At 65.1% G+C, this 22,656-nt stretch carries 17 protein-coding genes; 5 read left to right on the top strand and 12 right to left on the bottom strand.

Annotated elements, in window-relative coordinates; translation table 11 throughout:
- Positions 1-214 precede the first annotated feature (214 nt).
- Both ACLMAJ_RS15570 and ACLMAJ_RS15565 read left to right on the top strand, forming a co-directional pair.
- The gene (locus ACLMAJ_RS15570) at positions 215-376 is read left to right on the top strand and encodes a hypothetical protein (protein WP_412014365.1); all 162 of its coding nucleotides are present in this window, start codon (positions 215-217) and stop codon (positions 374-376) included.
- Between the two features lie 73 nt (positions 377-449).
- On the top strand, positions 450-1,220 hold the full coding sequence (locus tag ACLMAJ_RS15565; RefSeq protein WP_412014364.1) for a PRC and DUF2382 domain-containing protein: 771 nt from the start codon (positions 450-452) through the stop codon (positions 1,218-1,220).
- Between the two features lie 125 nt (positions 1,221-1,345).
- Here the strand turns inward: ACLMAJ_RS15565 and ACLMAJ_RS15560 are convergent, their stop codons facing one another.
- The 11 genes from ACLMAJ_RS15560 to ACLMAJ_RS15510 form a co-directional block, all read right to left on the bottom strand.
- Complete coding sequence (locus tag ACLMAJ_RS15560) at positions 1,346-3,760, bottom strand: heavy metal translocating P-type ATPase (RefSeq protein WP_412014363.1); 2,415 nt, start codon at positions 3,758-3,760, stop codon at positions 1,346-1,348.
- Positions 3,761-3,796: 36 nt separating this feature from the next.
- Positions 3,797-4,720 (bottom strand): hypothetical protein, encoded by a 924-nt coding sequence (locus tag ACLMAJ_RS15555; protein WP_412014362.1) that lies wholly within the window; start codon positions 4,718-4,720, stop codon positions 3,797-3,799.
- A 253-nt stretch (positions 4,721-4,973) separates the two neighbouring features.
- Entirely contained in the window at positions 4,974-5,681 is a 708-nt protein-coding gene (locus ACLMAJ_RS15550) for a sterol desaturase family protein (protein ID WP_412014361.1), read from the bottom strand.
- Positions 5,682-5,705: 24 nt separating this feature from the next.
- The gene (locus ACLMAJ_RS15545) at positions 5,706-6,428 is read right to left on the bottom strand and encodes a FadR/GntR family transcriptional regulator (RefSeq protein ID WP_412014360.1); all 723 of its coding nucleotides are present in this window, start codon (positions 6,426-6,428) and stop codon (positions 5,706-5,708) included.
- A 95-nt stretch (positions 6,429-6,523) separates the two neighbouring features.
- Entirely contained in the window at positions 6,524-7,144 is a 621-nt protein-coding gene (locus tag ACLMAJ_RS15540) for a hypothetical protein (protein ID WP_412014450.1), read from the bottom strand.
- Between the two features lie 32 nt (positions 7,145-7,176).
- Entirely contained in the window at positions 7,177-8,844 is a 1,668-nt protein-coding gene (locus tag ACLMAJ_RS15535) for an ABC transporter family substrate-binding protein (RefSeq protein WP_412014359.1), read from the bottom strand.
- 11 nt (positions 8,845-8,855) lie between these two features.
- Positions 8,856-10,535: an ABC transporter family substrate-binding protein gene (locus ACLMAJ_RS15530; RefSeq protein ID WP_412014358.1), complete on the bottom strand. Its 1,680-nt coding sequence runs from the start codon at positions 10,533-10,535 to the stop codon at positions 8,856-8,858.
- A gap of 31 nt (positions 10,536-10,566) precedes the next feature.
- The gene (locus tag ACLMAJ_RS15525; RefSeq protein WP_412014357.1) at positions 10,567-12,276 is read right to left on the bottom strand and encodes an ABC transporter family substrate-binding protein; all 1,710 of its coding nucleotides are present in this window, start codon (positions 12,274-12,276) and stop codon (positions 10,567-10,569) included.
- A 14-nt stretch (positions 12,277-12,290) separates the two neighbouring features.
- Positions 12,291-14,141, bottom strand: coding sequence for a dipeptide ABC transporter ATP-binding protein (locus ACLMAJ_RS15520; RefSeq protein WP_412014356.1), 1,851 nt, complete (start codon positions 14,139-14,141; stop codon positions 12,291-12,293).
- Positions 14,138-15,058, bottom strand: coding sequence for an ABC transporter permease (locus tag ACLMAJ_RS15515; RefSeq protein WP_412014355.1), 921 nt, complete (start codon positions 15,056-15,058; stop codon positions 14,138-14,140). The genes ACLMAJ_RS15520 and ACLMAJ_RS15515 overlap by 4 nt, the downstream gene beginning before the upstream one ends.
- Before the next feature lie 16 nt (positions 15,059-15,074).
- A complete protein-coding gene (locus ACLMAJ_RS15510; protein ID WP_412014354.1) occupies positions 15,075-16,052 on the bottom strand; it encodes an ABC transporter permease in 978 nt (325 codons plus the stop codon).
- A 155-nt stretch (positions 16,053-16,207) separates the two neighbouring features.
- Between ACLMAJ_RS15510 and ACLMAJ_RS15505 the strand changes: the two genes are divergently transcribed.
- Together ACLMAJ_RS15505 and ACLMAJ_RS15500 are read left to right on the top strand one after the other, a co-directional pair.
- Entirely contained in the window at positions 16,208-17,494 is a 1,287-nt protein-coding gene (locus tag ACLMAJ_RS15505) for a hypothetical protein (RefSeq protein WP_412014353.1), read from the top strand.
- 78 nt (positions 17,495-17,572) lie between these two features.
- Positions 17,573-18,373, top strand: coding sequence for an HAD family hydrolase (locus tag ACLMAJ_RS15500; protein WP_412014449.1), 801 nt, complete (start codon positions 17,573-17,575; stop codon positions 18,371-18,373).
- A gap of 52 nt (positions 18,374-18,425) precedes the next feature.
- Here the strand turns inward: ACLMAJ_RS15500 and ACLMAJ_RS15495 are convergent, their stop codons facing one another.
- The gene (locus ACLMAJ_RS15495; protein WP_412014448.1) at positions 18,426-20,867 is read right to left on the bottom strand and encodes an N-acetylmuramoyl-L-alanine amidase; all 2,442 of its coding nucleotides are present in this window, start codon (positions 20,865-20,867) and stop codon (positions 18,426-18,428) included.
- Between the two features lie 349 nt (positions 20,868-21,216).
- Here ACLMAJ_RS15495 and ACLMAJ_RS15490 point away from each other — a divergent pair, with 349 nt between their 5' ends.
- Positions 21,217-22,581, top strand: coding sequence for a SpoIID/LytB domain-containing protein (locus tag ACLMAJ_RS15490; protein ID WP_412014352.1), 1,365 nt, complete (start codon positions 21,217-21,219; stop codon positions 22,579-22,581).
- Positions 22,582-22,656: the final 75 nt, after the last annotated feature.

The following is a 22,656-nucleotide window of genomic DNA, read 5'->3' as shown; positions in this document are numbered from 1 at the left end:
CAATGCCGCTGGTCCTATTGCATGGAAGGTGCAGTCGACTGTTTCGGCGACCGAGCAGCAATAATGGCGGCTCCGATAGCGCTGCCGGTCGGATTCGATATCTACGGACGGTTGTTTGACGCCGTACGCACCGGGTAGTTGCCATTTTGTAGCTGATCGGCCCACTTCTCCATACGGGAGCGGGAATATTCACTACAAAGGCAGGAGCACGTCGATGCTTGATATTGCCTACCGAAAAGACACGCTCGACCAGGACACCCAGCGGCTGGACATCAGCCGATATCTGGGTATGTCCGGCCACGATGGCGCCGTGCGGACATCTCGCCTGGCATCTCGGATGGCCGAGGACGAGCTCACCTCGGCCGAGAACGACTGAATCAATTCCCTGAATACGCGGCGGGCTGTCGCGTTCATCTGCCATGCCCGTCGAACAATCGAGGAGGAGAATCATGGCCCAGAAGTTGGATGAACTGATCGGCAATACCGTCTTCGACATGGGCGGCGACAAGATCGGCAAGGTTCATCAGATCTACCTCGACAACAACTCCGGATCGCCGACCTGGATCGCGGTGTCGACCGGCCTGTTCAGCGATGATTCGCTGGTGCCGCTGGCGGGAGCCCGCCAGCGCGACGGGAACACGTTGCAAGTACGGGTCCAGAAAGCGGCGGTGAAGTCCGCGCCGCATCTCGACCACGACGGACGGATCAGTCGCGACGACGAAAACGAACTGTTCATCCACTACGGAGTCGATCCCGGTCACGCAGGGTGGGACGGCTACGACGGTGCGGACGGCTACGACGGTGCGGACGGTAGGCGCGCCATGGCGGGCGACGGCCGCATCGACGGCGACAGTGTTGTCCGGTCCGAGGAACGGCTCGATATCGGCACCGAACGCCACGAGGTCGGCGCCGCGCATCTGCGCAAATACGTGGTGACCGAGAACCAGTCCATCAGGGTGCCGACCATCCACGAGGAGGTCAGGGTAGTTCGCGAGCCGATAACGGACCCGTCCGTGATGGATGGTGTGCGGATGGGCGAGCAGGAACGCGAGGTGATCCTGCACGAGGACGAGGTGCACGTGTCCAAGCACGCGGTGCCGGTGGAGCGGGTTCGGCTGGCGGTCGACGAGGTCGAAGACCAGCAGACCGTCACCGAGACCGTCCGCAAGGAGCAGGTCGAAACCGAAAAGCGCCCGAAGATCGGTGATGATCGTCGGTAACGATCGTCGATGACCGATCGCGGGCAGTAGGCCGGTCTGCGCGACGGGGCAGTGGCGCAGATCTTGCCGAACAAACGGGTGGGGCGGCGAATATCCTTCGCCGCCCCACCTGTCCTGTCGCACAACTACAGCGCGGTGGACCGGAAGCTGCGCAGCCGCAGGCTGTTGCTCACCACGAACACCGAGGAGAACGCCATAGCCGCACCGGCGAGCATCGGGTTCAACAGGCCCGCCATGGCCAGCGGGATCGCCGCGACGTTGTAGGCGAAGGCCCAGAACAAGTTGCCCTTGATGGTGCCGAGGGTCTTGCGGGACAGCCGGATTGCGTCAGCCGCCGCACGCAGATCACCGCGCACCAGTGTCAGGTCGCTGGCTTCGATGGCGACATCGGTGCCGGTGCCCATCGCCAAGCCGAGGTCGGCTCGAGCCAGCGCCGCGGCATCGTTGACGCCGTCGCCGACCATCGCGACTACCTTGCCTTCGGCCTGCAACCGCGTGACGGTCTCGACCTTGTCCTTCGGCAGCACCTCCGCGATCACCTCATCGATACCGACCTGGTCGGCAATGGCGCGGGCCGCGGCGGCATTGTCGCCGGTCAACATGATCGGTGTCAGCCCGAGCGCCTTCAACTGCGAGATCGCTTCGGCGGAAGTGGATTTCACCGCATCCGCCACAACGAGCACGCCACGGGCCCTACCGTCCCAACCGACCGCTACCGCGGTCTTGCCATGCGACTCGGCTTCGCGCATCGCCTGCTCGAGGTCGGTGTCCAGCTGCTGTGACCAGTCGGCGAGCAGCCGGGCGCGTCCGACGATCACCGCGTGACCGTCCACCACGCCCTGCACACCGAGGCCCTCGATATTCGCGAAACCCTCGACCGGCCGCAGCTCGCCGCCCTTGTCGCGGGCACCCTTGGCGATCGCCTGCGCGATCGGGTGCTCGGACGAATCCTCTAGCGCCCCAGCCAGAGCCAGGATCTCGGCGGTGTCCTCGCCCGCCGCGGCGACAACCTCGAGCAGCGTCATCTTGCCGGTGGTGATGGTGCCGGTCTTGTCCAGCACCACGGTGTCCACCCGCCGGGTCGATTCGAGCACCTCGGGGCCCTTGATCAGGATGCCGAGCTGCGCGCCGCGACCCGTGCCCACCATCAGCGCGGTCGGTGTCGCAAGCCCGAGGGCGCACGGGCAGGCGATGATCAGCACCGCGACCGCCGCGGTGAAAGCCGCCGCGATGGAACCGCCGGTACCGAGCCAGAATCCGAGGGTCGCGACCGACAATGCGATCACGATGGGCACGAAGACCCCAGAGATCTTGTCGGCCAGCCGCTGCGCCTGCGCTTTACCGGTCTGCGCGTCCTCTACCAGTTTCGCCATCTGTGCGAGCTGAGTATCGGAGCCGACTCGGGTGGCGCGCACCACGATTCGTCCGCCGACGTTCGCCGTCGCGCCGACCACCGCGTCATCGGGGCCGACCTCGACCGGCACCGATTCGCCGGTCAGCATCGAGGCATCGACGGCGGAGGAGCCTTCGACAACCACGCCATCGGTGGCGATCTTCTCGCCGGGCCGCACGATGAACCAGTCGCCGACGGTCAACTCGCCGACCGGGATTCGCTGCTCGACTGCACCTACCCACCCCACCGGCTCCGCCGGCTGCCGTCCCCCGGTACCTACCCACCCCACCGGCTCCGCCGGCTGCCGTCCCCCGGTACCTACCCACCCCACCGGCTCCGCCGGCTGCCGTCCCCCGGTACCGACCCACCCCGCCGGCTGCCGTCCCCCGGTGCCACGCAGCACCGAAACCTCCTTCGCGCCGAGCTCGAGCAGCGCGCGCAGTGCCGCACCCGCCTGCCGCTTGGATCGGGCCTCGAAGTAGCGCCCGGCCAGGATGAACGTGGTGACGCCCGCCGCGGCCTCCAGGTAGATGCTGCCGCTGCCGTCCATCCGCGAGATGGTGAACTCGAACGGATGCTTCATCCCTGCCATCCCCGCGGTACCCCAGAACAACGCGTACAGCGACCAGCCGAGTGCGGCGATTGTTCCCATCGACACCAGGGTGTCCATGGTCGCGGTCCCGTGGCGGAGGTTGGTCCACGCCGCCTTGTGGAAAGGCAGCGCACCCCACACCACGACCGGCGCGGCCAGCGTCAGCGACAGCCACTGCCAGTTGGTGAACTGGAGCGCGGGCACCATCGCCATGGCGATAACCGGAACGGTCAGCACCAGCGATACCAGCAGGCGGGTCCGCAGTGATGCGGTCGGATCCGGCTCGCCCACAGTAGTTTCCGTGGGTGCATCGGTCTTCGGCGTCGGCAGCACTGCGGTGTAACCGGCCTGCTCAACGGTGGCGATCAACTCATCCGGCGAGATGTCGCCGCTGACGTCGACGCGAGCCTTCTCGGTCGCGTAGTTCACCGTCGCGGTGACTCCGTCGAGTTTGTTCAGCTTCTTCTCGATGCGATTGGCGCAGGACGCGCACGTCATGCCACCGATCACCAGTTCGACCTGTGCGGTGCTCGAGGGTTGTGTCGCGGTGGTCATCGTGTGCTCCGTTCTGTGCGACGCGGGTGTGGATGGTCAGTGGCCGTGCGCTGGTTCGGGCACGGGTGTGTTTCCGGTCGGCGCTGGAGCAGGGCCGACGGTGAGGGTGAATTCGGCTGTGCGGACGACGCCTTCATGTTGGAAGTCGAGGAACAGTCGGTAGTCGCCCGCACTCGGGGCGGTGACGGCGAAGGTGATGTCAGGGCCTGCCGGGGTGATGCCGTCGCCGGGGTGGCCTTCGGGGTGGACGTGCAGGTAGCCGAGGTCGGCGGCGCGCAGTGCGACGAGGTGACCGTAGGCGGCGAGGTAGGGCTGTAGGTCGGTGACCGGCTTGCCGTCGCGGCTCACCGAGAGCGTGACTTCGGAAGTCCGGCCCGGGGTAATGGTGCCGTCCATGCTGACGGTGTAAGCGCCGACCGTACTGGTGGTCGCCGGGGCGAGTAGTGGTTGCGCGTCGTAGTTGCCCGCGACCCGCAGGTCCGCGCCGAGGGTGAGATTGTCGCCGCCCTCGGGGGTGAAGTCGGCGAACACCCGGTAGTCACCCGCACGGCTGAGATCTAGTGGGACACTCCATGTCCCGTCCTGGTCGAGTACCGGATGCACATGCTGGTAGCCGACCATGTCGCGGCGAACCACAATCAGATGCAGGTCCTTGTCGTGGCTGCGCGTATAGCGGGTGACCGGTGTCCCGGCCTGATCCAGGATGCGAAATCGCAGCCCGGCATTCGCCGCGGCGGTGGTCTGTGTGGTGTCCAGTCGCAGGGTGTAGCCGTTTTGGGTGGCCATAAGTCCGGCAGGGTATTCGCTGGGCCCGCCATCGGTGGCGGGGCCTTCCTCATGGGCATCATGCGCGGCCGTGTCGGTGGCGTTCGGTCCGAGCGCGGCACCGATGGCAAGGGCGATCCCGAAGACCGCCGCGAGACCGAGGGTGAAGCCGGCGAACTTGCTCGAGGCGTTCATCGGGATGCTCCTTTTCTTCGATGACGGCGAGTGCCGCCGGATTCGATTTTTACCATACCCCCCTAGGGTATTTTGTCAACCGATCGATTTGTCGAGATCGGTGCCGGACCGAAGGGCGCAGGTGGAGGTTCCAGAAATGCGGAGAGCCCGGCCCGACGATCGATGATCGTCGGGGCCGGGCTCGCCGTGATCGGTGATCGACGGTCAGGTTTCAATCTTTCGCGGCGTCCACGATTCGTGGGTGGGTCGGTGGTCAGGCCGAGTGGAGGTTGCGGGCGGTGGGGGAGGCGGTGACTTCGGCGGGGTCCGGGTGGGTGCCGAAGAGGCGGTCCGCGGTGCCGGAGGTGGTGACGGTGAACCAGTAGTGCTCGTTCTTGTAGTGGTGGTGACGGTGGTTGCGCCAGACCGCGCGGTAGAGCGAGCCTTTCGGCTTGTAGTCGGTGTGGATGAGGTAGTGGGTCCACTCGTACGCGAGGCCGAGCAGGGTGATGGTGAGTAGGAAGGTCAGGCCGAGGCCGAGGCGGGGGAATGCCAGGGCGGCGAGGGCGACGAGTACGACGACCAGTACCGACAGGGTTTTGGTCGGGATGAAGATCAGCGGGATATTGCGCGGATCCACGTGGTGCTCACGATGTTTACGGGCCAGTTCGCTGTCGATGGCGACCGGGCCGAGTTTGCGTGGCCGCCAGTGCAGCACGGTGACGTGCACGATCCACTCGAAGATCGGGAAGACCGCGAGCATCGCGGCGGGCACCAGCGCGTCGGTCAACTGCCAGTCGCCCACGATGAGTCGCCCAGTGAGGGCTACCAGCAGGGTGATTCCGATGAGCCATGGCGATGGGTGGCGGAGGAATTCGCGGAAGGCCTCGCCGAGGGAAAGGCCACGCCGCAAGGCGCGCTCGTCTCGCTGGACGCGGGCTCGTGCGCTCGAATCCTGTTCTGAAGACTGCGGTTTCGTCATTTTTCTTCCTAGGGTGAAGCGTGATCAGTGCCCGCCGAGGGCATCGATCAGGATGGTGGTCGCCGGCTCGAGCAATGCTCGAGCGATCTCGGCGGCCTGTTTCGGCCTGCCCGCCACAATGGCGGCGGCGAGTTCGCGATACGCCTCGGCATTGCCCACTTCGGCGGACATGATCGGAGCAAGCGCCGTGAGCGCGGGTTCGTAAGCGGCGCTGAGCATGTTGAACATCAGCCGGAACACAATGGAATCGGCCGCGTCGATGACGTGATCCCAGAACTCCATCGCACGGCGCTGCCGCGCGACCGAATCCTGCTCGCCCGCAAGCGCTTCGACACTTCGCTCGAGTGCTTCTCGTACCCCCGCCGAGTCGTGCTCGCCGAGTCGCACAGCCGCCAACTCGGCAACCTTCGGGCCGTTGTGCAAGCGCGCCTCGAGAATGCTGCGCGCGACCCCTGGATCCAACTCCCCACCCTGAACCAACAATCGAGGCAAAACCTCCAACCCCGCTCCCCGCCGATAATCCAGCACCGTTGTCGCATCCCCCTGCCGCACCGCAACCAGCCCAGCGGCCGCCAGCCGCTGCAAAGCCTCCCGAACCGCGGGCCGAGAAACCCCCAACGCCTCCGCCAACTGCCGCTCACTGGGCAACGTCGCCCCCGGCGCCAACTCCCCACTCAACACATCCGCCGCGATCTGCTCGAACACATCGCCGGACACCGACCGCTTGACCACTGGTTGCAACGCCATGTCTTCACTGTCCGCCAGAGCGGCCAGATGGTCAAGTGGTCAGACCAATTTGTCGATGATTCGAGTCTGTCGGATACCGGGAACGGCCGGGGTGTCTAGCTCGGGTCGGAGCCTTGGATGGCGGAGAGCCAGATAGCGGAGGCGGCGGCGACCGAAGTTGCGGCTGCGAAGGCGGTGAGGCCGCCGTTATCGATGTAGACCCACATCAGGGCGATGAAGGGGGCGGCGACTGTTGATTGGGCGTCGAGGAGGAGGCGGCGCATCGGGCGGGTGGAGTTGGTGGCGACGATCGGGGCCTCGGGATCGGGGCGAGAAGGGTTGTCGATCAAGCGACCGGGGGGTTCGGTGTCGCGGATGCGACCGGAGGGGTAGAAGCGGAGGTCGGGGGTGTGGATGGAGCGATCGGTGATCTCGCCGGTCGTTTCGGTGAGCGTGAGCAGCGCCGGGTCGAAATAGACCGGGAGCCAGCGGGGGCGGCCGGTGCCGGTGATTTCGAGCCAGGTCCTGCTGAGGAGGCGGTTGTCCTGGCGGACGCGCTTGATGCCGATTGTGCGGGGTGCGCCGGTTATTCCGGTTGGCAGGCGGCCGAGTGCTCTGGTGAGTTGGTAGGTCGTGTAGCCGATGATGCAGAAGGCGGTTGTTGCCAGGGCGGCTAGTTGGTCCGGATCGGCGAACGGCGCCCAGGCGACGGTGGTCGCGAGGGCGCCGATCGTCATGGTGACCGGGTAGGCCAGGGGGTGGCCGAAAGTCACTTCAGGAAGCCGACTTTGGTGTAATCGGGTGAGGCCAGGCCGAAGGCTCCGTAGTTGGCCAGGTTTTCGCGGACCGCGTAGGTGCCCGAGGCCTGCTGTAGCGGGATCGAGTAGCCCTCGGCGAAGATCATCTGGTCGCACTGGTTGGCCAGCGCCAGCGCCTTGTCGGGGTCGAGCTCCGCGATGGTCTTGTCGATGAGTTCGTTGAGCTCCGGTGAGCCGATCCTTGCCTTGTTGCCTTGCAGATTTTCCGGGTTGTAGGCGTAGATCTGCGGCAGTGCGCCGAGCGGTAACGGGGTGCCGCCCCAGCTGAACTGGGCGATATCGAAGTTGCCAGGATCGATCACGTCCTTGAAAAGACCGCTGCCGGGTACGGTCTGGATCGTCAGCTTCACACCGATCGCGGCCAGATTCTGCTGCACGATCTGTGCGGTCTGCACCCACTGGTCCTGCTGGTACATCACGTCGCGGATTTCCAGCTTGCGGCCGTCCTTTTCGCGGACATCGCCGTTGAGTTTCCAGCCGAGCGAATCCAGCATTCGCGCGGCCTCGGCGGGGTCGAACGCGATGGGGGCCGAATTGTCTTGGTAGCCCTTCTGCCCCGCCATGAAGATGTGATTGTTCAGCGGCTTCGGGTCGACCACGATGCCGTTCTGCGCGGCCGTGACCAGTCCCTGTCGATCGATCGCCTTCGAAATGGCGATGCGCAGTTGCGGATCCGAGAGCAGGGCGCCGGGCGCCCCGTTGAAGGTCAGATGCGACCAGCTCGGCTCCGGCGCCCGGCGGATGACGACGTTCTTCGAGTTCTTCGCGGCGGTCACCAGCTCGAGTCCGGACATATACGCCCAGTCGAGCTCGTTGTTCTGGATCGCGGGCAGCGTCGCGCTGTGGTCGAGCGCGCTGAGGGTGATGGTGTCGAGTTTGGGGGTGGCGCCCCACCATTTCGGGTTGCGATTCAGCGTGATCCGGTTCTGGGCACGGTCGATATTGGTGATGACGAACGGCCCTGAGCTGACCGGCAGCGAGTTCAGGTCGGCGTTGGTGAACGCGTCCGGGGTCGCGGTGACGGCCTTCGGGTACAGCGGACTGAACTGGCCCTTCCACTCGGCGTAGGGCTTGTCGAAGGTGACGATCGCCTCGCGATCGTCCGTGCCGCGCTCGACCTTCCCGACCCGTTCGAAGCCGCTGGTCGATGAGACCAGGAACGCGTTGTCCTTGCCGCTCAACGCCGCCGCCTGCGAGCGCATGTCCTCCCAGGTGATCGGGCTGCCGTCAGACCAGACCGCCTTCGGGTTGATCGTGTAGGTGACCTGCTGCGGGGCGGCGTTGGTCAGCTTGATGTCGGTGAAGTAGTTGTGGTCGACCGTGAGTTCTCCCGCGGCATCACTGACGAACGCGGCAGGCATCGTGGGGTTGACCACGGTGGCACCGTCCTCGGTGCCGCCATCGACGTGCAGGTAGTTGAAGTTCGACGGCAAGGAACCCAGCGCAAGCCGCAGATTGCCGCCGTCACGCAGCTCGCCAGGGTCCTTCGGGTTGACGTCATTGGTGGTGCCGATGGTGCTGGTGCCCGCGGCCACGTCGCTGTTGGAGCAGCCGGTCACGACCAGCCCGAGGGCGACGACCGGGATAGCGCATCTGGTGCCGAGGGTACGGAGCCTCATTGCTGATCCTTTCACTTCACGAAGCCGATCTTGGTGTAGTCGTAGGACGCCAGACCGGCTGCGCCGAAGTTCGCGAGGTTCGCGCGGGCGGCGATATTGCCGGGTGACTGCAACAGCGGCAGCGAATGCCCCTCTTCGAATATTTTGCGATCGATCTGATTGGACAGCTCCATGGCCTTCTTCGGGTCGAGTTCCGAGATGGTCTGCTCGATCAGGTCGTTGAGCTCCGGCGAACCGATACGCCCATAGTTGCCTTGCAGATCGTTCGGGTTGTAGCCGTAGATCTGGGTGAGGCTGCCGAGCGGGAACGGATCACCGACCCAGGACCACTGCGCGACATCGAAATTGCCCGGCATGATGACATCGGTGAAAAAGCCGGTACCCGACTTGGTTTCGATAGTCATTTTGACGCCGATCTGGGCGAGGTTCTGCTGGATGATCTGCGCCATCTGTACCCAGACGTCCTGGTTGTACATGATGTTGCGGATTTCCAGTTTGCGGCCGTCCTTCTCACGGAATTCACCATTGAGTTTCCAGCCCAGTGCGTCCAGTTCCTTGGCGGCCGCGGCCGGATCGAAACCGAGGCTGTTGTCCTGGTAGCCCTCCTGGCCCTGCAAGAAGATGTGGTTGTTCAGCGGCCTCGGATTCTCGACAAGGCCGTTCTGGATGGCGCTTGCGATGCCCTGCCGATCGATGGCCTTCGAGATCGCGACGCGCACACCCTGATCGGCGAGGATCGATCCTGGTGCGCCATTGAAAGTCAAGTGCGACCACTGATTTCCAGGTGCACGGCGTACGGCGATGCCGGAGGTGTTTCGTGCCGTCTTCAACTCATCCCTGCTTGCCAGACCGATCGCGTCGATCTCATTGTTCTGCAACGCGGGCAGGAATGCGGCACTGTCGAGCACGCTGAAGGTCATGGTGTCGAGTTTCGGTGTGTCACCCCACCATTTGGGATTGCGACCGAGCACGATCCGGCCTTGCGCCCGGTCAACCGACTGGACGATGAATGGGCCCGATGACAAGGTGAGCCCGTCGATTTGGCTCTTGTTGAAGGCCTCCGCGGTCGCCGTGACGGCCTTGGGGAACAGGAACGAGTTGCCCGCGAATTGTCCACGCCAGTCGGCGTAATGCTTCTTGAAGGTAATGACGGCCTGCCGGTCATCGACGCCGCGCTCGACCTTCTCGACCCGGTCGAAGCCAGAGTTGTTGGAGATCAGGAATGATTTGTCGGCGCCGCTGAGCGCCGCGGCCTGCGATTTGATGTCTTCCCATGAGATCGGCGTGCCATCGGACCAGACCGCCTTCGGGTTGATCGTGTAGGTGACCTGCTGCGGTTCGGTGCCGGTCAGCGCGACGTCGGTGAAGTAGTCGGTGTTGACCGAGAGTTCCGCTGCCGCGTTGGTTTTGAACGACCGTGGCATCGTCGGCCGCAGCAGCGCGGCGGTATCGGCGTCGTTTCCGTCGTTTTGCAGCCCGTTCCAGTTCTGTGGCAGTGAGCCGACGGCGAGGCGCAGGTTACCGCCATCGCGCAGCTCGCTGACATCCTTCGGGTTGATGTCATTGGTGGTGCCGAGCGCGGCGACGGAGCCTTCGGGCGCGGCCTCCTCGCTCGTGCCGCACCCCGCCGCGATCAAGCCGACCGTGACAAGGGGAATCGCCAGGCGTGTCGTCAATGAACGAAGCCGCATGGTCCGCTCCTTTCGCAGGGATGCTGTGTAGTTACTTCAGGAAGCCGATTTTGGTGTAGTCGTAGGACGCGAGGCCGGGAGAGCCGATATTGGCCAGATCGGTACGGGCACCGAAGCTCCCATCGGACTGGGTGAGTGTCAGGGAGTGCCCCTCCTCGAACACCTTGCGGTCCACCTCGTTCGCCATCTCGATCGCCTTCTTCGGATCCAGTTCCGACAGTGTCCGATCGATGAGGTCGTTGAGTTCCGGCGAGCCGATGCGTCCGTAGTTGCCCTGCAGATCGTTCGGGTCGTAGCGGTAGATCTGCCGGATGCCGCCGAGCGGGAACGCGTCACCCTGGAAGATGAACTGAGCGGCGTCGAAATCGCCCGGCTGGATGACATCGGTGAAATACCCCGCGCCCGGCTTGGTATCGATCGTCAGCTGCACACCGATCTGGGCGAGGTTCTGCTGGATGATCTGGGCGACCTGTACCCAGAGCGGGTCGTTGTACATGACGTCGCGGATGACCAGCTTGCGCCCGTCCTTCTCGCGGACATCGCCGTTGAGCTTCCAGCCGAGTGCGTCGAGTTCGCTTGCCGCGGCGGCGGGGTCGAATCCGAGGCTGTTGTCCCGGTAGCCCTCCTGGCCTTGCAGGAAGATGTGATTGTTCAACGGTTTCGGGTTCTCCACCAGACCGTTCTGGGTCGCGGTCGCGATGCCCTGCCGGTCGATGGCTTTGGAGATGGCGACCCGAACCTGCGGATCGGCGAGGATGGAGCCGGGTGCCCCGTTGAAAGTGATGTGGCGCCAGCGGTTACCCGGTGCGCGGCGCAGAGCCAGCCCGTGGGTATTGCGCACCGTCTTGACCTCGTCGATGCTGTTGAGTCGGACCAGATCGACCTCGTTGTTCTGCAACGCGCCCACCCAGGCGGGGTGATCGAGCACGCTGATGGTGATGGTGTCGAGTTTCGGTGTGGCTCCCCACCATTTCGGGTTGCGGCCCAACACGATTCGACCCTGTGAGCGATCGGTGGACTGCACGAGGAACGGCCCCGCGCTGGGTCCCATCGCATCGACCAGGCTGTGGTTGAACGAGTCCGGGTTCGCGGTAACGGATTTCGGAAACAGCGAAGAATTTCCCGCGAACTGGCCGCGCCATTCCGCGTACGGATGTTTGAAGGTCAGGACGGCTTGGCGGTCGTCGACGCCGCGTTCCACCTTGTCGACGAACTCGAAGCCATTGGTGATCGCGATCAGGAAACGCTTGTCGGCACCACTGAGCGCTTCGGCCTGGGATCGGATGTCCTCCCAGGTGATCGGTGTGCCGTCGGACCAGACCGCCTTCGGGTTGATGGTGTAGGTAACCTGCTGCGGGTTGGTGCCGGTCAGGGCGACATCGGTGAAATAGTCCCTGTTCACCGAAAGCTCGCCCGCCGCATCGGTATCGAAGGAACGCGGAATAAGCGGTCGTTCGATGTCGGCGATCTCGCCGTCGTTTCCGTCGTTGGACAGCGTGTTCCAGTTCGCCGGGAACGTGGTCGTCACCAGGCGTAGGTTGCCGCCATCGCGCAGTTCGCCGACATCCTTCGGGTTGATGTCGCTGGTGGTGCCGAGCGCGTCCGACAGTCCCTTGCCCGAATCGGTTTCGTCGGTGCCGCAGCCGGAGGCGATGAGACCGATCGCGACCAACGGCACGACGCATCGCAGTGCGGTCATTCGGGTCGGCCCCATCAGGGCTCTGTTCGATCGGATCCGCATCGCGCTCTCCTTTGCTACCGGCTCACGGCTGGAACCGGAATCGCATCGATCAGCGCCCGGGTGTATTCATTGCGTGGATCGGCGAAAATCTGTTCGGCCGGACCGGATTCGACGATCCTGCCGCGATACATCACCGCGATGTCATGTGCCAGATTGCGGACCACCGATAGGTCGTGTGAGACGAACAGGTAGGAAAGGCCGCGTTCGATCTGTAAGTCGCGCAGTAGGTTCAGCACGCCGGCCTGAATCGACACGTCCAATGAGGACACCGGTTCGTCGAGCACGAGCAGTTCCGGATCCAACGCCAGCGCGCGGGCGATGCTGATGCGCTGCTTCTGGCCGCCGGAGAAGTCGGCGGGATAGCGATCGGAATGTTCCGGGCGCAGCCCGACCTGTTCGAGCAGTTCCGGTACCCGGCGGGCGATTTCGGCACGCGGACGGCCATCGATGCGCAGCGGCTCGGCCAGCGCGTCGAAGATCGGCAACCGAGGGTCGAGCGAGGCGGTCGGATCCTGGAAGACGATTTGCATCTTCCTGCGTATCTCGCGCTTATGCGCCTTGGTCAGGGTCGAGACATCGCTGCCCAGGATCTCGATGCTCCCGGATTCGGGCCGAACGAGGTCCAGAATCTGGGTGAGCGTGGTGGATTTCCCGGAACCGGACTCACCGACCAGCGCCAGGGTGCGCCCGGCACGGACTTCGAAGCTGATGCCGTCGACCGCGCGCACCTCGCCCTTGCGGCGACGGAACACCACCCCCGAGGTGATCGGGAAGGTTTTCACCAGCTCCGAAACCTTCAGCACCACCCGGTCTTCGGTGACGGCTTCGGTTTCCGGTTCCGAAATCTCCTGGCGGTAGGCCTCGAAGAGGTCCTTGGAGCCGACCTCCGCGGTGCGGATGCACGCGGCGGAGTGGCCGGGATTGGTCTTCTCCAACGGTGGTTCGGCCGCAAGGCAGTCATCGATCGCGATCGGGCAGCGCGGTGCGAAGGAGCAGCCCGGCGGCAGCGAGTGCATCGCGGGCGGTGCGCCGACGATCGGGATCAGTGGACGTCGCGCCGGACCGTCGATGCGCGGGATGGAGCCGAGCAGCCCCACCGTGTACGGCATCCTCGGCGCACTGAAAAGCTCAGTGGTGGTTGCGGTTTCGACGATCTTGCCCGCGTACATCACCGCGACCCGGTCGGCGAGGGTTGCGGCGATACCCATGTCGTGGGTAATCATGATGACGCCCGCGCCGGTGATGTCGCGTGCCTTGCGCAGCAGGTTGAGGATCTGCTTCTGCACCGTCACATCGAGTGCGGTGGTCGGCTCGTCGCAGATGATCAGCGCGGGATCGTTGGCGATGGCCATCGCGATGACAACGCGCTGGCGCATGCCGCCGGAGAACTCGTGCGGAAACATCTTGGCGCGCACGGCCGGTTCGGGGATGCCGACCAGGTCGAGCAGCTCCACCGCCTTGTCCGCGGCTTCTTTCCTGCCCATCGTGCCGTGCGCGAGCAGCGCCTCGGCCACCTGATCGCCGATTCGATACACCGGCGTCAGTGCGGAGAGCGGGTCTTGGAACACCATGCTGATGGAACTGCCACGCAGCTTGGACAATTGGCGATCACCGAGGCCGAGCAGCTCGCGCCCGCGCAACCGGATGGACCCGTTGATGCGGGCCTGTTCCGGCAGTAGCCCGATCACCGCGAGCGATGACACCGACTTTCCGGAACCCGATTCACCGACGATGGCGAGTACTTCGCCGTCTGACACGGTGTAGTTGACCCCACGAACGGCGTCGATCCGGCCCTCTTCGCTGGGGAACGACACGCGCAAATCGGTGACCTCGAGCAGGGGCGCGGTCGAATGTGCTCCGGTCATCGATTCGCTTTCTTTCGCGAACGGGCTCGCTTGGCGCCAGGATCGAACGCGTCGCGCAGGCCGTCACCGACCAGATTCGCGCTGAGCACTGTGATGATCAACAGGCCACCGGCGAACAGGAAGAGCCAGGGGTAGGTCAACGCCGATTTGGTGCCCGCCGCGATGAGCGAGCCGAGCGATACGTCGGGCGGCTGCACACCGAAACCGAGGAAGCTCAAACCGGTTTCGGCCATGATCGCCGCACCGACGCTGAGCGTGGTGTCGATGATCAGGATCGATGCGATGTTCGGAATGATGTGGCTGACGATCACCGTCCGGGTCGGTGCGCCCATATACCGTGCGGCCTTGACGAATTCGCGATCGCGAAGGCTCAGCGTCAGGCCGCGCACGATGCGCGCGCTGATCATCCAGCCGAACGCCGCGAGCAGCACGATCAGCAAGACGATGGAGCCGCTGCCCTTCGTGCGCGGTGCGAACAGCGCGATGATGATGAAGCTCGGCACCACGAGCAGCAGGTCGACAACCCACATGATCGCCCGGTCGGTCCAGCCGCCGAGCAGGCCGGCGACCGCGCCTGCGGTCGCGGCGATGGTGGTGGAGAACAGCGCGACGCACAGCCCGATGACCAGTGACTTCTGTAGGCCGCGCAGCGTCTGCGCCAGCACGTCCTGGCCGATCTGCGTCGTGCCGAAGGGATGTTTGGCGCTCGGTGGCTTCAGCAGCGCGGTGTAGTCCAGCTGCTGATAGTCGTAGGTGAGCAGCGGCGGCAGCGCGAAGCTCACGACGAACAACGCGACCAGCACCACCGCGCCCCCGATCGCGGGCTTATTGCGTAGGAATCGGCGCAAGACGAGTTTGCGCCTGCCGGTTGCGGTGATCTCGGGCGCGCCCTGGACGATGATTTCAGCTTCGGTCACGACTCGCTACGCTCCCTCACGACACACGCACCCTGGGATCGAGAATCGCGTAGACGACGTCGGAGAGCAGACCCGACACCAGCACCACCAGCCCGGCGAAGGCCGTCACCGTCACAACGACGTAGAGATCCTGGGCGTTGATCGAGTCGACCAGCCACTCGCCGACGCCGTGCCAGCCGAAGATCTTCTCGGTGAACGTCGCGCCGGTGATGAGGCCACCGAGGCTGTAGGCGAACAGCGTCGCCATCGGAATCAGCGCGGTTCGCAGGCCATGTTTGTACAACGCCTTGTTGCGAGTGAGGCCCTTGGCGCGTGCGGTGCGGATGAAGTCGCTCTGCAACACGTCCAACATTGCGTTGCGCTGGTAGCGGCTGTAACCGGCCATGCCGCCGAGCGCGAGGCCCGCCGTGGGCAGCACCAGATGCTGGACGCGGTCGAGCAACTGTGGCCAGAAGCCGTTGACCGTATTCGCCGAAGTTTCCCCGGTATAGAGGAAGATCTGCGAACCGGTAAGCGAATTGACTTCCAGCGCACCATATTTCAGCAACGTGGCGAGCAGGAAGACTGGGGTGCTGAGGATGAGTAGCGAGATCACCGTGGTGAAGTAGTCGCTGAATTTGTATTGGCGAATCGCCCCTGCCGCGCCGATCAGTACACCGAGCACCGTGCCGACCAGCGAACCGATGATCAGCAGACGCAGGCTGACCGCAACCCGGCGCGGCAACTCCTCGCTGACCGGCTGTCCGGCAAGCGTGGTGCCGAAGTCGCCGTGCGCGATGCCTTTGAGCCAGATTACGTAGCGCTGCGGGATCGGATCGTTGAGATGCAGCTGCTCCGCCTTGGCGTCGATCACCGCCTGCGGCGGCCGTGGGTTGCGCTGTTCGAGGCTGTCCAACGGCCGAAACGTCAGCGAAGCGAGGCTGAACGTCAGGAACGAGGCCAGCAGTAACAGCACGACATAATTGAGCGCGCGTCGTAGCAGGAAGCCGGTCATCAGTCCTCTGGTCTTACGGCTGGGCGGGCCAGCGTCGAGTATTAGCCCCTGATCATAAGGACGTGTGCGCCTGTGCGCGTGCCACGCGGGGGTTCGGCATGTCCGATATTCTGTGGATAGGTGTGCGTCCGGGCTTTCAGACGCTGAGAGGGACCATGAACTATCCGCAATATCCGGGTGGTTACGACCCATATCCATCGGTTCAGCCCGCACCGAACGGCGCTACCGCGATCATCGCCGGGGTGCTCGCCGTTCTCGGCAGTATCGCCAATCTGCTGAGCGGCGGACTCGATATCGTGATCGCGGCCAGTGATTTCGGCCGCGACTATGCCGAATACGACGCGACAGGACTGCTCGGGAAAAGCTGGTTCACCACCTATTTCGTGGTGCTCGGTGCGGTGTCGCTGACGGTGGCGGTGTTGCTCGGCGTCGGCGCGGTCATGATGTTCCTGCGCAGGCCGGTCGGGCGGTTTCTCGTCGCCGCGGGGTGCGTGCTCGTTGTGGTCGCGGGGATCGCCGGGTTCTTGATCCTGCTGGAGGTCGACGGTTCCACGAGCGACTCGTCCCTGCTCACCAGTGGCCTCGGCAGTGGCATCGGGCTGATCTTCCCCGTGATTACCGCCATACTCGCGCTGCTGCCCGCGACGGCCAAGTGGTTGAACTACGACAAGTCCGCCGCGTATCCACAGGCCACACCCGCGAGCTATCAGGCGGGTTCTGCGCCGTATCCACAGGCGGGGCCCGCGGGATATCCGCAGGGTCCGTCGATTTATCCACAGGCAGGATCGGGGAGTTATCCACAGGCGGGTTCGTGGGTGCCCGGCGAGCCTGCACAACCCGGCCAGCCCGGATATCCGCAGCCCGACCAGCTCGGGTACCCGCAGCCCGTGGACCCGCAGGCCGTCCAGCTCGGATATACACAGGCTGCCCAGGTCGGGTATTCGCAGGCTGCCCAGCCTGGGTATCCACAGGCTGGACTACCGGCCGATTCACAAGCGGGTTCGTCGGGGTGTGCCCAGTTCAGCCAGGCCGGGGATGCCCAGCCCGGCCAGCCTGGTCAGCTCGGCCAGCCTGGTCAGCTCGGCCAGCCTGGTCAGCTCGGCCAGCCTGGTCAGCTCGGCCAGCCTGGTCAGCTCGGCCAGCCTGGTCAGCTCGGCCAGCCTGGTCAGCTCGGCCAGCTCGGCCAGCCCGGCCAGCCCGGCCAGTCTGCCCGGCCGGGGGACCCGCAGTTGGCCGATCCCGGGTATCCGCAGGCCGGTTCCTCGACTTATCCACAGGCTGGACCGTCAGGGGACCAGCCTGCTGCTCCTTCGACTTACTCGCCGGAACAACCGCAGGTCTATCCGCCGGTCGAACCGGTGGAGCCCTCGGCTGATCCGCTGCGGAAGACCGATGCGGAGGACGAGGCCGACGACGTGACATGGCGGCGACCGCCCCCCTGAGAAGTAACCGCGATCGTCTCGAGACTGTTTTCCGGCAGGATGGCGTAGGTGACTCGCCTGGACCTGCCCAAACCGAAGATGGTCGCCACCGATGTCGATGGCACCCTCATTGATCACGACGAGCGGGTCACCGCGCGCACGAAGGCGGCGATCGATGCCTTGATCGCCGACGGTGTGCCGTTTGTTCTCGCCACCGGACGGCCGCCACGCTGGATCGACCCGGTGGTCGAGGGTATCGGCTACGCGCCACTGTGTGTCTGCGGCAATGGCGCGGTGATCTACGACAGCGCGACCGACCGGGTACTCGCCAGCAAAACGTTGGATGTGGACACCCTCGCGTGGATCGCCGATCTGGCCGAACGCGCGCTTCCGGGCTGTGGTCTCGCCGCCGAGCGGGTCGGCGCCCGCGCGCATGACGCGGTGACGCCGCAATTCGTGAGCTCGCCCGAATACGAGCACGCCTGGCTGAATCCGGACGACACCGCCGTGTCCCGCAGCGAAGTCATCGATGCGCCCGCGATCAAAATGCTGGTCCGACTACGCGGAACCAGCAGCGCGGACATGCGGTCGGTGCTCGCACCGCTGATCGGCGATCGCGCCGACATCACCTACTCGACCGATCACGGCCTGATCGAGTTGTCCGCGCCGGGAGTCACCAAGGCGTCGGGGCTGGCCTCGGTGGCGCAGCGGCTCGGGGTGGAGCATTCGACGATCATCGCGTTCGGCGATATGCCCAACGATGTTCCGATGCTGACCATGGTCGGGCACGGTGTCGCGATGGCGAACGCGCACCCGGAGGTACTCGCCGCCGCCAACGAGGTAACCGCGGCGAACTCCGAGGACGGGGTCGCGCAGGTGCTCGAACGCTGGTGGGTCTGAGCTCGTTCGATCGTTCTGTGCTGCAATCACTCTCGAAGCATCGGCTGCGTGCTTACTCCGATGCTTCGCCGGTTTCCGGCGCAGCGGTTTCCGGCGCGGATGCGATATCGGGGACAAATGCCGGATCGCCCTCGGGCGTTGCCTGCTCCGGAGGTGCTGGTGCCGGATCATTCCCGGGCACCGGAGCGGTCTCGGGCACCGGAGCGGTCTCGGGAGCCGGAGCGGTCTCGGGAGCCGGAGCGGTCTCGGGGACCGGAGCAGTGCCGGGAGCCGGAGCGACATCTTGCGCCGGTGCGGGCGCGGGTCCCGGTGCGGCGATCTGGTCGTTCGGCTTGCGGCGGATCTCCTGCTGGTAGGTCTCGTTGTAGGTCTTCCACACCGTGGTGACGATGCCGGTCAGCTGGTTGAGAACCAGTGAGCCGTACTGGAAGTCCGAACGAACGCCATCGGGTACCGGGTAGGAATTGCTCAGCGGCAGGCCGAGCACGCCCGCGTCGGCGCCCAGTTGCAGGAAGCGGTCCAGGATCGCGCCCATCACCTCGTATACCTGGCCGTCGGGCGCGGAGTACACGTACCCGTTGGTGAACTTGGCGTATTGCTGGCCGGCGGCGGCGGGTAGCAGGTCCGACTGCGCGGTGCCGAGCGGTCCGCTCGGGCCGCCCTTGTCGGACCAGTGCTTGGCGACCCCGTTCTGATTCACCATGCTGAGCAGCTTTTTCGTCAGTGCGGCCAGTGCGGCGAGGTCGGTCTGGCTACGCGGCGTCGACTGCTGCTGAGTGCCGTTCTGCGGCTGTGTATTACCGGTCTGCGTCTGCGGCTGTGGCCGGGTGCTGGATCGTCCGCCCGCGCTCGCGGCGATATCGCGAATGCGGTCCATCATCGCGTAGGCGGCGTCACCGGGGCAGCTGGTGTTGCCGACATCGCGGTGCGCGAACACCACAGGCAGTTGGACGCTTTCGCCCTGTGCGTAGGGGGTGAATTCGGTGCCCTCGGAGAACATGGTGGTGTTCCCCTTCGGGTCGAGGCCCGCGATCTTGGTCTTCCAGCCGACGAACTTGCCGATGGCGTCGATCGCCTCGTCCGAGGGCTCCTCGGATTCGTAGTTGCCCATCAGCGACACGCCCGAGGTGTTCTCGTTGAATCCGCCTGCGTGCGCGCCCTGCACCGGGCGGTCCAATCCGCCGAAGCGTCCCTCGAAGATCTGTCCGTACTTGTCGACAAGGGCGTTGTAGCCGATGTCGCACCAGCCCAATGTCGTTGCGTGATAGGCGTAGATCGCGCGAACGATGCCCGCGGACTCGGACCGGCTGTAGTCGTTGCGCCCTGCGGTGTGGTGCACGGTGACCCCGCCGACCCCGTCCTCGTCGTAGGTCGGTTCATCGCATCGGATCGACTCGTCGGCGCCCCATTGGGCGCGGGTGATCACGTTCGGGCCGCCACCGGGCAGGGCCGCGGCGACATTGGAAAGTTCACCGTCGATGGCGCCGCGACCTGGATCGATGAGGACGGCAGTCATTGCGGCGACGTCGATCTGGGCCGGATCGTCGGAACGCGCGGCGGCGGGCGTCGGCCGCACGGGCGCGCCGAGTACCGGCGCGATCGCCGCGGCAGGCTTGCGGGTCACCAGGACCTGCACGGAATTCGTATTGCCCACGTAGATCGGTTCGGTGCCGGTCGGGCCGCCTGCCGGGGAACGGTCGGTGCGCCTGGTGTCGACCGCTTCGGTGTCGTACCAGGGTCCCCATGCGCCGTCGGATTGGCGGGCCCTGATCTTCGCGCTGGTGTTCACCAGGTCATTGGCGGTGAGTGCGACCACGCTGAATGGTGTGTCGCGACTGAGCTCCTTGACCTGCGCGCCGACCTGGTCGACCAGGTCGGGTGGGACGGCGCCGGGCGCCAATGCTGGTGTCTCCGGGGCGGTTCCAGGTTCCAGCAGGCTGGGATCGGCGATGAAGCTCGCGGTCGGCGCACGCCCGGGAATCGGCTGCGTGGGAGCGGTCTGAGCGGGGGAGGCGTATTGGCCGGATGGGGGAATCTGCCCGGGAGCTGTTTGAAACTGTCCTGGAGCTAATTGATTCTGACCGGGAGGAGTTCGGGTCTGACCGGAATTCGGGCTCTGTCCGGGAGTCGAGGGGCTCTGACCGGAATTGAGCTTCGGTAGTGGAATTTCCCTCGGTAGCTCAATGCCGGGTGGCAGCGGCAGGCCATCGGGAATCCGAAGCGACGACGGTAAAGGCAGCATGCGCAGATCGGAGAGGTGTAGATCCGGCAGATCGAGGCCGGTGAGATCCTTCAGCGGAAGTGTTATGTCGGGGGCCGAGGCCAAGGCCATTTCGGCGAGTTGCGCGGGTACAGCAGCCAGCTCGCTATCGGCGGTCGAGCGGTAATCGGTCGAACCGCTCATCGTGAATGCTGCGAGCGGGGCCGCTACCGCGAGCGTGGTGACAACCGGGAGTACGTAGGAACGTTTCGGTTTGCGGTATGGCACGAGCATCTCCATTCACGTGAACCGGCGATATGTGCACAAAAGATCAGGCTTGCTTCTTGATACATCAACGATCACACTAGTTGACAAATGTCACATCTCTAAACCTCTGGTAGAGCATTATATGATAGCTCGAATGTAGCTCTCGGAATGCGACTGGACGGCACGACATGCCGACAGGTATCGAGCCGATCCGGTCCCGGAAAACCGTGGGAGTAAGCGGATGCGACGCAGGCAGCACCGGAATGAAAGCGCACGGGGGGATCGGCATTTGCATGCCCGAAGGGGTGCGCGCATACCGCGCGCGATAAGCGGATATCGCGGTCCGATGTCGCGATCCGCGATATCGGTTCGTCCGGTGCTGTTCACAGGGGGTGCGCTGCTGATTGCCGGTAGCGTCCTCACATTCTGGGGTTGGCAAGGGCAAATGGGATATCGCCCGTTGGCCGGGCCAGGCCATGGGCGTGGCATGAGTCAGGTCGGCGCGTTCGACAGCGCACTCGAGGGGTGGGCGGCGGAACGGATTCTCGAGCACTACTACCCGGGCGCGGACCTCGGCCGGATACCGCCGACAACCGTCTCGGTGCGGCTCACCGAACAGGACGACTCCACCCTGGACGCCTATGCCGATGCCGGAGGCCGGGTCGCGGGACGGGAACTCGCGGTCGGTCAGGCGGCCCATCTCACGCCGCTGCCGGACGGTGGCGCGAACGTGGTCATCACCGTCGGCTGTGAGGGCGAGGTGCTGTGGCAGTCGGCGACCGACGACCCGTGGATCTATCCGCTCGACCAGGAACCGGGCAGGCCCGCCGCCGAACATCTGACGTTGTGCGGCGGCTCGGCGTACCGGGGCGCGCTCGGTGTCGCGACGGAGGACGGCCAGGCGCGCACGGTCAACCGTGTCGACGTCGAGGACTATCTGCTCGGCGTTGTCCCGGCCGAGGTGCAGGCCAACTGGGCGGACAAGGGTGCATCGGAAGCCCTTCGCGCCCAAGCGATCGCGGCGCGCTCGTATGCCCTTGCCGAGACGCGTTATCCCTACGCGCAGACCTGCGATACCACCGACTGTCAGGTCTATCCCGGTACCACAAAGGAAGATCCGCGTGCATCGGCCGCTGTCGCCGCGACCGCGGGCACGGTCCTGCTGCGTGACGGACGAATCCTGCGTTCGGAATACTCGGCAGCACCCGACGGCGGGGAGCCCGCCGATATCTACACCTTCGCCGTGGGGCCGACGCCGAGCGAGTTGGGCCCGGTGCCGATCGAACCCGACCCCGATGCCCAGACCGGCGGGATCGCGCCCGTGGACCCGCGTACCAGGACGGTTGTCGGTCGATCACCGATCGATGTCGAGTACCAGCGAATCGGCGGCGCGAACAGTTCGGTCGGATCGCCGTTGGGGCCCGAGACGGCGCTTCCGCAAAATGCGGGCACCTATCGCATGTTCACCAACGGCGTCATCATTTCGACGGCGACGCTCGGCGCTCGGGTCGTCGACTTCACCAGGCTGATGGAACTCGCGCCGGAGTCGCCGACATATGAGGCGCGGCCGCCCGGCAGCACGGTGCCTGCGAATGCGTTGCCGCATGGGAACGGGCTCGCACCCGCGAGCGCCTTTCCTCCGGGGAACACCGTCGCAGCGAACACCGCGTCGACCCCGACCCCGCGCCCGACCTCGGGGCCCGCCACTCCATCGGGTGATTCGACCGGTGGTGAGTTCTGATCGGCTCGTCGACGTTGCCCGAGAATTGCTCTATGAGCTGACGATCGGGCCGAGTCGGCGCTGACTCCGGCGCGC

Source organism: Nocardia arseniciresistens (assembly GCF_046764875.1).
GTDB classification, from domain to species: domain Bacteria; phylum Actinomycetota; class Actinomycetes; order Mycobacteriales; family Mycobacteriaceae; genus Nocardia; species Nocardia arseniciresistens.
Note: the sequence above shows the minus strand (reverse complement) of the source record. Positions and strands in the feature narration are given on the sequence as shown.